This is a genomic window from Streptosporangium sp. OZ121 (genome assembly GCF_051918885.1).
In the GTDB taxonomy this organism is placed as follows: Bacteria; Actinomycetota; Actinomycetes; order Streptosporangiales; family Streptosporangiaceae; genus Streptosporangium.
In genome coordinates, this window is the sequence record NZ_JBPXMC010000013.1 from 76,518 (window position 1) to 88,496 (window position 11,979).

11 protein-coding genes are annotated in these 11,979 nt (G+C 70.2%); 6 read left to right on the plus strand and 5 right to left on the minus strand.

From position 1 onward, the window contains the following. Window positions 1–5: 5 nt before the first annotated feature. Window positions 6–1,019 (minus strand): heat-inducible transcriptional repressor HrcA, encoded by a 1,014-nt coding sequence (gene hrcA / locus ACTOQ1_RS23215; protein ID WP_440070214.1) that lies wholly within the window; start codon window positions 1,017–1,019, stop codon window positions 6–8. 182 nt (window positions 1,020–1,201) lie between these two features. On the opposite strand from hrcA, the gene ACTOQ1_RS23220 reads away from it, so the two are divergent. From ACTOQ1_RS23220 to ACTOQ1_RS23230, 3 genes are read left to right on the plus strand one after another with little or no spacing between them, the layout of a single operon-like run. Then, entirely contained in the window at window positions 1,202–1,951 is a 750-nt protein-coding gene (locus ACTOQ1_RS23220) for a hypothetical protein (protein WP_440070115.1), read from the plus strand. A 58-nt stretch (window positions 1,952–2,009) separates the two neighbouring features. Then, complete coding sequence (locus tag ACTOQ1_RS23225; protein ID WP_440070116.1) at window positions 2,010–2,834, plus strand: DUF3097 domain-containing protein; 825 nt, start codon at window positions 2,010–2,012, stop codon at window positions 2,832–2,834. A gap of 33 nt (window positions 2,835–2,867) precedes the next feature. Beyond that, entirely contained in the window at window positions 2,868–3,545 is a 678-nt protein-coding gene (locus tag ACTOQ1_RS23230) for a DUF4870 domain-containing protein (protein ID WP_440070117.1), read from the plus strand. Between the two features lie 24 nt (window positions 3,546–3,569). Here the strand turns inward: ACTOQ1_RS23230 and hemW are convergent, their stop codons facing one another. Together hemW and ACTOQ1_RS23240 are read right to left on the minus strand one after the other, a co-directional pair. After that, on the minus strand, window positions 3,570–4,781 hold the full coding sequence (gene hemW / locus ACTOQ1_RS23235; RefSeq protein ID WP_440070118.1) for a radical SAM family heme chaperone HemW: 1,212 nt from the start codon (window positions 4,779–4,781) through the stop codon (window positions 3,570–3,572). 83 nt (window positions 4,782–4,864) lie between these two features. Continuing rightward, window positions 4,865–5,461: a hypothetical protein gene (locus ACTOQ1_RS23240; protein WP_440070119.1), complete on the minus strand. Its 597-nt coding sequence runs from the start codon at window positions 5,459–5,461 to the stop codon at window positions 4,865–4,867. 521 nt (window positions 5,462–5,982) lie between these two features. On the opposite strand from ACTOQ1_RS23240, the gene ACTOQ1_RS23245 reads away from it, so the two are divergent. Continuing rightward, complete coding sequence (locus tag ACTOQ1_RS23245) at window positions 5,983–7,260, plus strand: glycoside hydrolase family 18 protein (protein WP_440070120.1); 1,278 nt, start codon at window positions 5,983–5,985, stop codon at window positions 7,258–7,260. 181 nt (window positions 7,261–7,441) lie between these two features. Here the strand turns inward: ACTOQ1_RS23245 and lepA are convergent, their stop codons facing one another. Further along, window positions 7,442–9,313, minus strand: coding sequence for a translation elongation factor 4 (gene lepA / locus ACTOQ1_RS23250; RefSeq protein ID WP_440070121.1), 1,872 nt, complete (start codon window positions 9,311–9,313; stop codon window positions 7,442–7,444). A 41-nt stretch (window positions 9,314–9,354) separates the two neighbouring features. On the opposite strand from lepA, the gene ACTOQ1_RS23255 reads away from it, so the two are divergent. Next, complete coding sequence (locus tag ACTOQ1_RS23255; protein WP_440070122.1) at window positions 9,355–10,356, plus strand: hypothetical protein; 1,002 nt, start codon at window positions 9,355–9,357, stop codon at window positions 10,354–10,356. A gap of 168 nt (window positions 10,357–10,524) precedes the next feature. After that, complete coding sequence (gene rpsT, locus ACTOQ1_RS23260) at window positions 10,525–10,797, plus strand: 30S ribosomal protein S20 (protein WP_440070123.1); 273 nt, start codon at window positions 10,525–10,527, stop codon at window positions 10,795–10,797. A gap of 128 nt (window positions 10,798–10,925) precedes the next feature. Here rpsT and holA read toward each other — a convergent pair whose 3' ends face one another. Continuing rightward, the gene (gene holA, locus ACTOQ1_RS23265) at window positions 10,926–11,897 is read right to left on the minus strand and encodes a DNA polymerase III subunit delta (protein ID WP_440070124.1); all 972 of its coding nucleotides are present in this window, start codon (window positions 11,895–11,897) and stop codon (window positions 10,926–10,928) included. Window positions 11,898–11,979: the final 82 nt, after the last annotated feature.

Below are 11,979 nucleotides of genomic sequence, written 5' to 3' on the forward strand. Positions count from 1 at the left end.
ACCTCTTATGATGCAGCCAGGATCTGGCTGACGTAGCGTGCCACCGCGCGCACCGCGCCCATCGTGACCGGGTAGTCCATTCGCGTCGGGCCCAGCACACCGAGCCGGGCCAGTTGCTTGTCCCCAGAACCGTATCCGGCGGCGACGATGGACGTGCCCTGGAGTCCGGTGTAGGGGTTCTCCGAGCCGATCCGCACGGTCAGCGCCGAAAGGTCGGAGGTCTCACCGAGCAGTCGCATGAGCACGACCTGCTCTTCCAGAGCCTCCAGCACGTCGCGGAGCCCGACGGTGAAGTCGGCTCCCGCGAGGTTGGCGGCTCCGGCAAAAACGATCTTCTCATCGTGCCGGTCCACCAGGGACTCCAGCAGCACTGACAGGATAGTGGCAGCGAGCGGCCGGTCTTCCGCGGGCAGCCGCTCCGGCAGGTCGGCGACCTTGTCGGGGACGCTGGTGAGCCCGCACCCGTCGAGGGAGGCGTTGAGCATCGCACGCAGATGGGCCACGCGCTGCTCGTCGACGACGTCGGGCAGCTCGACCACGCGCTGCTCGACCCTGCCGGTGTTGGTGATGAGCACGAACATCAGCCGGCGCTCGCTCAGCGGCACCAGCTCGACGTGCCTGACCGTCGAGTGGGTCAGCGTCGGGTACTGCACCACGGCGACCTGCCGGGTGAGCTGGGCCAGCAGCCGTACCGTCCGCATGACGACGTCGTCGATGTCCACCGCGCCCGCGAGGAAGCTCTCGATGGCCTTGCGTTCCGCGCTCGACAGGGGTTTCACCTGCGAGAGGCGGTCGACGAAGAGCCGGTAGCCCTTGTCGGTGGGCACCCGGCCGGCGCTGGTGTGGGGCTGGGCGATGTAGCCCTGCTCCTCCAGCACCGCCATGTCGTTGCGGATCGTCGCCGGGGACACCCCCAGGTTGTGCCGGTCCGCGAGGGCTTTCGAACCCACCGGCTCGTTGGTGGACACGTAGTCCTCGACGATGGCGCGGAGCACGGCGAGCTTGCGGTCGTCGACCAACGTGGTCACCTCCCTGCCTGCGTTCAGAGGGAAACACGAGGTTTGGCACTCTGTGTTCCCGAGTGCCAAGTGTACGGCCCCGGTGCGGAAGGCGCGATAAGCAAGAGCTGCGGATGATGACGGCAAGCCGTTGTCAAGTCAACTGCTATCGCGATCCAAGCGGCACCCATCAGAATTCGGTCATGTCCAACGATTTCGGTTCTTATCCGGGCGACGCCTCCCGCAGCCCCGGTTACGGCGGCCCCCAGCAGCCGTATGGCCAGCAGCAGTACGGCCAGCAGCCCCCCTCGTACGGTTACGCGCCTCCCGGTTACGGCGCCCCGCAGGGACCTCCGCCCCCCACCGGGAAGATCAAGCCCGGCATCGGGTGGATCGTCGGGGTCTGGCTGCTCGCCCTGGTCAGCATCATCGTCGGCATCGGCGGCTTCGCCGGCGGCCTCGTCGGCGCGGTCACCGACGCGGCCCCGACGCAGACCTTCGCCCCCGGCGAGGCCAAGACGGTCACGATCGACCCGGCGGACAAGCCGGCGATCTACGTCGCCACGGGCGGTCCCACCCAGTTCGAGTGCACGCTGAAGGGCGGCACGGGCACCCCCAGGCTGCAGAAGCCCGACATCCAGCAGACCGTCGCGGGATCCGACGGCGTCACCTGGGAGATGGGCCTGCGGGTCGGCGTGGACCAGGCGGGCGACTACCAGGTCCAGTGCTCCGCCGATCCCGCCGAGGGCACCAGGTTCGGCGTGGGCAAGGAGCTCGCCGCCGACTCGCTGGTGGGCGGGGTGGTCGCCCTGTTCGTGATCCCCGGCGTCGGGATCCTGCTCGCCATCGTCGTGACGATCGTCGTACTGGTGAAGCGGAGCAACGCCCGCAAGCGCCGGGCCGCCGCGGTGCCGGTGGGGCAGTGGGGACAGCCGGGACCCTACGGCGGGTGACGGTGGTGTTTGCTAGCGTCCCACCTGATCCCCGGCGAGAGAGGGTGGGCGGTCGGTGATGTACGAGCGTGACGTTCTGGCGGGAGACTGGCGGCGCCCGCGCAGGGGGACCATCCCCCGGGTGCCCGCGGAGCTCGACCTGGTCGTCGAGGACGCCGACGGCGGCTTCTGCGGCGCCGTGGTGGCCTGCGACAAGGAGGCCGTCACCCTGGAGGACCGCTTCGGGCGCCGGCGGGTGTTCCCGCTGGAGCCGGCCGCGTTCCTCCTGGAGGGCAAGGTGGTGACGCTCGTACGGCCCGCCGCGGCACCGCGCGGTCCCCGGCGGAGCGCGTCGGGTTCCATCGCGGTGGAGGGCCTGCGGGCCCAGGTCGCCAAGGAGAGCCGGATCTACGTGGAGGGCGTGCACGACGCCGCGCTCGTGGAGAAGGTCTGGGGGCACGACCTTCGGGTCGAGGGCGTGGTCGTGGAGTACCTGGAGGGGGTCGACCACCTGCCCTCGATCGTCGAGGAGTTCGGCCCGGGGCCGGGGCGGCGGCTGGGCGTGCTCGTCGACCACCTGGTCCCCGGCTCCAAGGAGAGCCGGATCGCCGCGCAGGTCTCCTCACCGCACGTGCTGATCGTCGGGCATCCGTTCGTGGACGTCTGGCAGGCGGTCAGGCCGCACGTGCTCAAGATCCCTTCCTGGCCGTCGGTGCCGCGCGGCGTGCCCTGGAAGGAGGGCGTCATCGCCGCGCTGGGCTGGAACGTGGAGCCCGGCGCCGCATGGCGCCACATTCTCGGATCGGTCACGACATATGCCGATCTAGAGCCCGAGCTCCTCGGCCCCGTCGAGGAGCTGATCGACTTCGTGACGGTTCCCGGCGAGGACGGCCAGGCCGTCTGACCCGTCAGGGCCGTCAACCCATCAGGAGGGGACATGAGCGAGAACCCCGAGGACCCGCAGGGCGACGACCGGACGCGGCGCATCGGCGATCCCCCGCCCGGCCACACGTGGCCTGGCCAGGGTGCCCCGCCCCCCGGCCAGGGCTACGGCGTGCCTGACCAGGGGTACGGGCAACCCGATCAGGGCTACGGCCGGCCCGGGCAGGGCTACGGGCCACCGAGTCAGGGATACGGGCAGCCGGACCAGGGCTACGGGGGCTACGGGGGCTACCCGCCGCCCGCCTCCCCGTACGACGCGGGCGGCTACCAGCCCGGATACTCCCAGTACGGCGCGTACGGCGCGGCACAGGGATACGGCTACCAGGCCCCGCCGGGCACGTACGGCCCGCGGCCCGGCAGCGACGACACCACCATGTCGGTGCTCGCCCACCTGCTGGGGCTGCTGACCTCCTTCGTCGGCCCTCTGGTGCTCTACCTGGCGAAGAAGAACGAGTCGCCCTACGTGCGCGACCAGGCCGCCGAGGCGCTCAACTTCCAGCTCACGGTGCTGATCGTCTACTTCGTCTCCTGGATCCTGGCGTTCGTGCTCATCGGTTTCGTGCTGATGTTCTTCCTCTGGGTCGCGTCGATCGTCATGGCGATCGTCGCCGCGGTGGCGGCCAACCGGGGAGAGAGGTACCGCTATCCGATGAACATCCGCTTCGTCAGCTGACCTGTCCGGGCCCGGGGTGGAGCCTCAGGTGAGGTCGCGGACCAGGGCGTCGGCCAGCAGGCGGCCGCGCAGGGTGAGCACCGCGCGGCCCGCCTTGAACGGCTCCACCTCCAGCAGCCCGTCGGCCAGCGCGCGGGCGACCACCGGGGGGCGTTCCAGCTCCTCGAGCGGGAAGCCCCGAGCGAGCCGCAGCTCCAGCATCAGCCGTTCCACCGCCCGGTCCCGGGGGCCCAGCACCTCGCGCGCGTGCGCGGGCGAGGTGCCCGCGGCCAGGCGCTGGGCGTAGGCGGCGGGGTGCTTGACGTTCCACCAGCGGGTGCCGCCGATGTGGCTGTGCGCCCCGGGGCCGACGCCCCACCAGTCGCCGCCGGTCCAGTAGAGAAGGTTGTGCCGGCAGCGCCCGGCCTCCGAGGTCGCCCAGTTGGACACCTCGTACCACTCGAACCCCGCCTCGGCCAGCATGGCGTCGGCGATCAGGTAGCGGTCGGCGGCCACGTCGTCGTCGGGCATCGGGAGCTCGCCGCGCCTGATCCTGGCGGCCAGCCTCGTCCCGTCCTCGACGATCAGCGAGTACGCGGAGACGTGGTCGGGGCCCGCCTCGATCGCCGCGGCCAGCGAGGCGCGCCAGTCGTCGTCGCTCTCCCCGGGCGTGCTGTAGATCAGGTCGAGGTTGACGTGGTCGAACCCCGCCTCCCTCGCCTCCCGTACGGCCCGCGCGGGGCGGCCGGGGGTGTGGCGGCGGTCCAGCACCGCGAGCACGTGCTCGCGGGCGCTCTGCATCCCGAAGCTCATCCGGTTGAACCCGCCCGCGCGCAACTCCGCCAGGTAGGCGGGGTCCACCGACTCGGGGTTGGCCTCGGTGCTCACCTCGGCGCCGGGGGCGAGCCCGAACTCCTCCTCGATCGCCCGCAGGATCCGTACGAGGTCTCCGGCGGGGAGCAGGGTGGGGGTTCCCCCGCCGAAGAACACGGTCTCGACGGGGAGGTGCGCGGCGCCGAGGTTGGCCCGCGCCCGTCGTACCTCGTCGACGGCGGTGTCCGCGTAGTCCTTCTGCGACGCGCCGGGACCGAGCTCGGACGCCGTGTAGGTGTTGAAGTCGCAGTAACCACACCGGGTCACGCAGAAGGGGACGTGGACGTAGAAGCCGAAGGGGCGCTCGCCGAGCCCGGCGAGCGCGCTCTCCGGGAGCTCGCCCGAGGCGGGCGCGGGGTCCCCGTCGGGAAGTGTGGATGGCACGCCCCAAGTCTGCCGCCTCCTCCGCGATGCCCGGTACGCCGAGGATCCGGTGCTCAGGGACGCCGAAGCGCCACCCCCGAGCGTCAGATCTCGTGCTCGTCCCGCACCGGCAGGCCGTACCGCCGGGCGAGGGGGTTCCACAGCTTCAAAAAGCCCCGTTTGGCGGTGGTCGCCTCGCCGGAGAAGGCGAGACCGCGCCGGTAGTCGTCGTCGCCGCTCCAGGCGCGGCCGCACCCGGCCTCCTGGCGGGTCGCCCAGGCGAGGAACGCCTCGTCGGCGTTGAACGAGGCGGTCAGGGCCCTGGTGAGGCGCGCCTTGACCGCGTCGCCTCCGTCGAGCTCGCCGGTGTCCAGCGCGTCGACCTGGACCACCTGCTCGCGGCGGGCCGCGGTGATCCGCTGGAGCGTGGCGAGCCCGGTGGCGGTGCCCTCGCAGGAGCGCAGCTGGTCGAGGGCCGAGCCGAGGCCCGATCTGGAGCCGCCGCTGTCGGCGAGCAGGGCGTCGAGGACCCTGGCCTGGGTCTCGGCGTCATGGGGCCCCTGGGGAGCGCGCCCCGCCGGGGGTGTCCCGGCCTCGGCCTCCGCCCGGTCGCCGGTCGTCGCCGTCCGGATGCCGCCCGCCACGGACGTCTCGCCGCCTCGCGGGGTGAGCCAGAAGGACCCCGCGGTGGCCAGCGACATCGCGAGGACCGTGACCGTCGCGACCAGTGGCCAGACCTTGCGATCCCCGCGTGGCGGCCGGTCCCGGCCTCGGTCCGGCGGCGGTGCCGGAGCCCGGTCCCCCGCCGGGGGTTGCCGGGGCCGCTCGTCCCGCTGGGGGGGACGCTCGTCCGGGGGGAGATGCTGCTGCCAGTCGGCGGGATCCTGCCGCCACTCCTCCGGCGGGACCCGGGTCTCGCCCGCGGGGACGTCCCGCGAGGGCTGAGCCGGTGGAAACCGGGCCGGTGAGGACTGATCCAGCGGAGGCCGACCCCCCGTCGGCGCCCCGCACCCGGGGCATCGCGACAGCCCGCGCACAGGGGTGCCACATCGGTTGCAGAACGCCTGCTGCTCCATGCCTTCCCAAGTTAGCCGAAGCATCCCGCCGTCCACCGGTCAAAACGCCGTTGGCCGTTGACGGCCAGATCCCGCAGGTCTACGATCCGGGAAAACTTAAAGGAAAGTTTCCTATAAGTTACTTATTTCAAGCAGTGGAGAAGCCCGTGCAGAGACTCCTCCGTAAAGTGCTCGCGGCAGCCCTCGCCGCGGGTCTCGCGGCCGTGGCCGTGCCGGCCACGGCCCAGGCCCAGACCCCCCGGGAGCACGGTGACCGCTACAAGCGGGTCGCCTACTTCATCCAGTGGGGCGTCTACGGCCGCAACTACCACGTCAAGGACATGGAGACCAGCGGCGCCGCCGCCAAGCTGACCCACATCAACTACGCCTTCGGCTTCGTCAACGCCGGGGGCGACTGCTACTCCCCCGACCCGTGGGCCGACTGGCAGCGCCCGGTGCCCGCCGAGCAGAGCGTGGACGGCGTCGCCGACGCCGAGGGCCAGGCGCTCAACGGCAACCTGAACCAGCTGAAGAAGCTCAAGGCCAAGCACCCCGGCCTCAAGGCGCTGATCTCCCTCGGCGGCTGGACCGGTTCGAAGTACTTCTCCGACGCGGTGCTGACCCCCGAGGGCCGCGCCAAGCTCGCCTCCTCCTGCATCGACCTGTGGCTCAAGGGCAACCTGCCCGGCACCGCGGCAGGCACCGGTGCGGGCGTGTTCGACGGCATCGACCTCGACTGGGAGTGGCCCGGCTCCTCCGGGGCCGACGGCAACATCATCCGTCCCGAGGACAAGCGGAACTTCACCCTGTTCGTCACCGAACTCCGCCGCCAGATGAACGAGTTCGACCGGCGCACCGAGCTGACCGCCTTCCTGCCCGCCGCCGCCGCGAAGATCGACGCCGGCTTCGAGGTCCGCGACGTCTTCAGGCAGCTCACCTTCGCCACCGTTCAGGGCTATGACCTGCACGGCTCGTGGGAGACCGTCACCGGCCACAACGGCAACCTGTTCAACGACCGGCGCGACCCCCACCCGGTGAAGTACAGCGTGGACCAGACCGTCCGCGACTACCTGACGCGCGGCGCACCCGCCAAGAAGATCGTGGTGGGCGTACCGGCGTACGGCCAGGGCTGGACCGGCGTCACCGGCGGGAGGAACGGCCTGTACGGCACCGCCACCGGCCCCGCTCCCGGCACCTTCGCCGCCGGAAGCGAGGACTACAAGATCCTCGTGAACAAGCCGGGCAAGCGCTACCGCGACCTGCTGACCGGATCCGTGTGGCTCTACGACGGCAACGAGTTCTGGTCCTACGACGACCCGGCCTCGCTGCTCCAGAAGGCGGCCTACATCCGCCTGAAGGGCCTCGGCGGCTCGATGATGTGGTCCATCGACCAGGACGACACCAAGGCGTCGCTCACCTCGGCGCTCTACAGCGTCCTGCGCTGAGCGACCCCCTCATACCGGGCGAGGCCGCAGGATCTGGGTCATCAGCGGCCTCGCCCGCACGTTCTTCCTCCCCGGTCTCCTCCCCCCGGGCGCCCTTCACATCTGGCCGAGCCGGTGCGGGGGCGGTGCGGGGTGGACCGAGCCGGTCGCGGGACGGGCCCGGGGTGCCTGGGGGAAGCGCCTACTTCTTGGCCTTGTCCGTGGAGGACTCGGTGGACAGCGCGGCGACGAACGCCTCCTGGGGAACCTCGACGCGGCCGACCATCTTCATCCGCTTCTTGCCCTCCTTCTGCTTCTCCAGCAGCTTGCGCTTGCGGGAGATGTCGCCGCCGTAGCACTTGGCGAGGACGTCCTTGCGGATGGCGCGGATGTTCTCCCGGGCGATGACCCGGGCACCGATGGCCGCCTGGATCGGCACCTCGAACTGCTGCCTGGGAATGAGCTCGCGCAGCTTCTTGGCCATCTCGACCCCGTAGGCGTACGACTTCTCCCGGTGGACGATGGCGCTGAAGGCGTCCACCGCCTCGCCCTGGAGCAGGATGTCGACCTTCACCAGGTCCGACTCCTGCTCGCCCGAGGGCTCGTAGTCCAGCGAGGCGTAGCCGCGCGTACGGGACTTGAGCTGGTCGAAGAAGTCGAAGATGATCTCACCGAGCGGCATGGTGTAGCGGATCTCGACGCGGTCCTCGGACAGGTAGTCCATGCCCTGCAGGTTGCCCCGGCGGTTCTGGCAGAGCTCCATGATGGCGCCGATGAACTCCGAGGGGACGAGCACGGTCGTCTTGACCATCGGCTCGAAGACCTTCTCCACCTTGCCGGTGGGGAACTCCGAGGGGTTGGTGACGACGACCTCCTTGCCGTCCTCCATGATCACTCGGTAGACCACGTTGGGCGCGGTGGAGATGAGCGAGAGGTTGAACTCGCGCTCCAGCCGCTCGCGGACGATCTCCATGTGGAGCAGGCCGAGGAAGCCGCAGCGGAATCCGAAGCCCAGGGCCGCGGAGGTCTCCGGCTCGTAGTCCAGGGCGGCGTCGTTGAGCTGGAGCTTGTCCAGGGCCTCGCGAAGGTCGGGGTAGTCGTCACCGTCGATCGGATACAGGCCGGAGAAGACCATGGGCTTGGGGTGCTCGTAGCCGCTGAGCGCCTTGAGGGCCGGACGCGTCACGGAGGTCACCGTGTCGCCGACCCGCGACTGGCGGACGTCCTTCACGCCGGTGATCAGATAGCCCACCTCGCCGACGCCGAGCCCCTTGTCGGCGATCTTCGGCTCGGGCGAGATGACGCCGATCTCCAGCGTCTCGTGGGCCGCGGTGGTGGACATCATCAGGATGCGCTCGCGCTTGCCCAGGTGACCGTCCATCACCCGGACGTACGTGATCACGCCGCGGTAGGTGTCGTACACCGAGTCGAAGATCAGCGCGCGGGCGGGCGCGTCGGCGTCGCCGACCGGGGCCGGGACGTTCGCCACCACGTGGTCCAGCAGCTCGCGGACACCGATGCCGGTCTTGCCGGAGACCTTCAGCACGTCCTCCGGCTCGCAGCCGATGAGGTGGGCGATCTCCGCGGCGTACTTCTCCGGCTGGGCGGCGGGCAGGTCGATCTTGTTGAGCACCGGGATGATCGTCATGTCGTTGTTCATGGCCAGGTAGAGGTTGGCCAGGGTCTGCGCCTCGATGCCCTGCGCGGCGTCGACCAGCAGGATCGCGCCCTCACACGCCTGGAGCGACCGGGAGACCTCGTAGGTGAAGTCGACGTGCCCGGGGGTGTCGATCATGTTGAGGACGTAGTCGGTGTCGCCGACCTTCCACGGCAGCCTGACCGCCTGCGACTTGATCGTGATGCCGCGCTCGCGCTCGATATCCATCCGGTCGAGATACTGGGCGCGCATGGAACGGTCGTCGACCACTCCGGTGATCTGCAGCATGCGGTCGGCGAGCGTCGACTTGCCATGGTCGATATGCGCGATGATGCAGAAGTTGCGGAGCACAGCGGGGTCGGTCTGGCCAGGCTGAATGCGCACCGGGGTCCGTTTCAACAGATTGATGACGATCATACGGCTGGCATGCCAGCCGTCTTCCATGGTGACATGTCCGGGTGATTGCCCGGACCAGAGCACGGCGCGGCCTGCGGTTCCTCGCTATGGTGGCGGCCCTGCTCCTCGCGCTTCCAGGGGTGGCCGTGGCCACCCTCACCCTGCAGTTTACCGGGACACCCGCCCCATGGGCGAAGACGACCGGCCACGACGCCCTGTGGCTGGGCCACGCGTGGGTCGACGGCCGCAAGACGGCCGACGACGTGCGCACCCTCGCCGCCCGGCTGCGAAAGACCGGGATCAAGGACGTGTACGTCCATTCTGGCCCGTTCGACCCCGACGGGACACTACCTGTCGGCAAATATCCGAAGGCGGCCGACTTCCTGAAGTGGTGGCGCGAGGAACTCCCCAAGGTCAGGGTGTCGGCCTGGCTCGGCCAGAAGGTCGACGGCGTCCTGGACCTCGACGACGCGGCCTCCAGGCAGCGCGTGCTGGACGGCGCCCGCGCGATCACGGCGCTCGGTTTCGACGGCGTCCACTACAACTTCGAGCCGATCGGCGACGGCGACACCGACTTCCTCGACCTGCTCACACAGACCCGCGCGATCGTGGGCGACGGCCTGCTGTCCACCTCGACCCCGCAGATCGAGCCGTTCCCGCTCGTCCGCCCGGCCGCGCGCGCCGCCACCGGCCGCGACAAGTACTGGTCACCCGACTACTTCCGCCAGGTGGCGAAGCTCACCGACCAGGTGGCGATCATGACCTACGACTCCTACCTCCCCTTCCCCTCCGTCTACGGCGGCTACGTCGTGCGGCAGAGCTCGCTGGCGCTGGAGCTCGTCCCCGAGGAGAAGACGGTGCTGATCGGCGCCCCTGCCTATCACGACCACGGCGTCTCCTGGGCCGACGAGGCCGAGAGCGTCGAGAAGGCGGCCAGGGGCGCCCGGCTGGCACTGACCTCGTACGGCAAACCGCGCGAACGGTTCGGCCTGGCGCTCTACGTCGACTTCGCCGCCACCAAGGAGGACTGGGCGGAGTACGAGAAGTTCTGGTTCAAGCCGTGAGGATTACGGTCCGAGCCACCACGGTCACACGCTAAACTGATCAGGCATCCTTCTGCCTGGCCTGTCGATTTGAGTGTCGACCACGGCAGTTGGTAGCCTAGTCAACTGCGTGTGGCGCGCCCTCTCTGCCCGCGCGCCCCATCCAACGACATTCACCGAGGCTTCTTCGTGGCGAACATCAAGTCCCAGATCAAGCGCAACCGGCAGAACGAGAAGGCCCGGCTGCGTAACAAGGCTGTCAAGTCTTCCCTGAAGACGGCCATCCGCAAGTTCCGCGAGGCCGCCGACCAGGGTAACGTCGAAGAGGCCGCCGCGCTGCAGCGCGCCGCCTCCCGCCAGCTGGACAAGGCCGCCAGCAAGGGCGTGATTCACAAGAACCAGGCCGCCAACCGCAAGTCGGCGATCGCCCAGCGCGCCGCCGCCCTGTCGGTCGCCAAGTAGCTCCACGTTTCGCGAACGCCGCACCCTTCGGGGATGCGGCGTTCTTGCGTTTCAGGCGCCTCTTCCCGGTGCGCCTCATGCCCCGCCCTGCGGCTCAGGGTGGCTCAGGCCGTCTCTCCCCGAAGCGCCTAACGCCCCGTGCGGCTGGCGACCACGGTCTGGACCATGTGCTCCAGCGCGTACGCGGGGTCGGCTCCGCCGCCCTTCACCTGCGCGTCGGCGGTGGCGGCGGCCTGGATCGCGCGGGCGAGGCCCTCGGGGCCCCAGCCGTTCAGCTGCCGCTGGACCCGGTCGATCTTCCAGGGCGGCATGCCGAGATGGCTGGCGAGCTGGCCGCCCCGGAGGTTGCGGGGCGCGCCTCCCACCTTGGCCAGCGAGCGCAGGCCCCCGGCGAGCGCGCTCACCAGCAGGACCGGTGCCGTACCGGTCGAGAGTGCCCAGCGCAGCTGCTCCAGGGCGTCTCCCAGCCGTCCCTCGACGGCCGAGTCGGCCACGGTGAACCCGCTGACCTCGGCCCTGCCCCGGTGGTAGCGCGCGACGGCGGCCTCGTCGATCGTCTTGCCGGGGGTGTCGAAGGCGAGCTGGCTGCACGCGGCGGCCAGCTCGCGCAGGTCGTTGCCCACGGCGTCGAGAAGCGCGGCGGCGGCGTCGGCCCCGATGGTGCGTCCGGCCCGCTTCAGCTCCGCCTTGACGAACGCCAGGCGCTCGGCCGGCTTGGTCACCTTGGCGACGGAGACCACCTGGGCTCCGGCCTTCTTGACCCCGTCGACCAGGGCCTTCCCCTTGACGCCTCCCGGATGGACGAGGACCAGCACGGTCTCGTCCGCCGGGTGGGCCGCGTAGGAGACGACCTCGGCGATGACGTCCTTGCCGAGGTCCTGGGCCGAGCGGACGACCACCACGGACCTGTCACCGAACAGTGAGGGTGACGTCATGCGGGTGAGCTCTCCGAGCTCCATCTTCGAGCCGGGCAGATCGTGCACCTCGGCGGTCGGATCGGCGGCCTTGACCGCCGAGGTCACCTCGCTCACCGCGCGGTCGGCCAGGAGTTCCTCGTCGCCGAGTATCAGGATCACGGGTGCCGGATCGGTTGCCGCCATGACGAGCAGCATGCCACGTCCCGGTGCCGGGTGAGCCGCCGGCAAGTCGTTCGCAATCGGAATGCAGGTGCCGCGAGGCACT

Coding starts and splice junctions, on each gene's coding strand:
- ACTOQ1_RS23220 (WP_440070115.1), top strand. CDS start 1,202: ATGTCCAACGATTTCGGTTCTTATCCGGGCGACGCCTCCCGCAGCCCC.
- ACTOQ1_RS23225 (WP_440070116.1), top strand. CDS start 2,010: ATGTACGAGCGTGACGTTCTGGCGGGAGACTGGCGGCGCCCGCGCAGG.
- ACTOQ1_RS23230 (WP_440070117.1), top strand. CDS start 2,868: ATGAGCGAGAACCCCGAGGACCCGCAGGGCGACGACCGGACGCGGCGC.
- ACTOQ1_RS23240 (WP_440070119.1), bottom strand. CDS start 5,461: ATGTCGCTGGCCACCGCGGGGTCCTTCTGGCTCACCCCGCGAGGCGGC.
- lepA (WP_440070121.1), bottom strand. CDS start 9,313: ATGATCGTCATCAATCTGTTGAAACGGACCCCGGTGCGCATTCAGCCT.
- holA (WP_440070124.1), bottom strand. CDS start 11,897: ATGGCGGCAACCGATCCGGCACCCGTGATCCTGATACTCGGCGACGAG.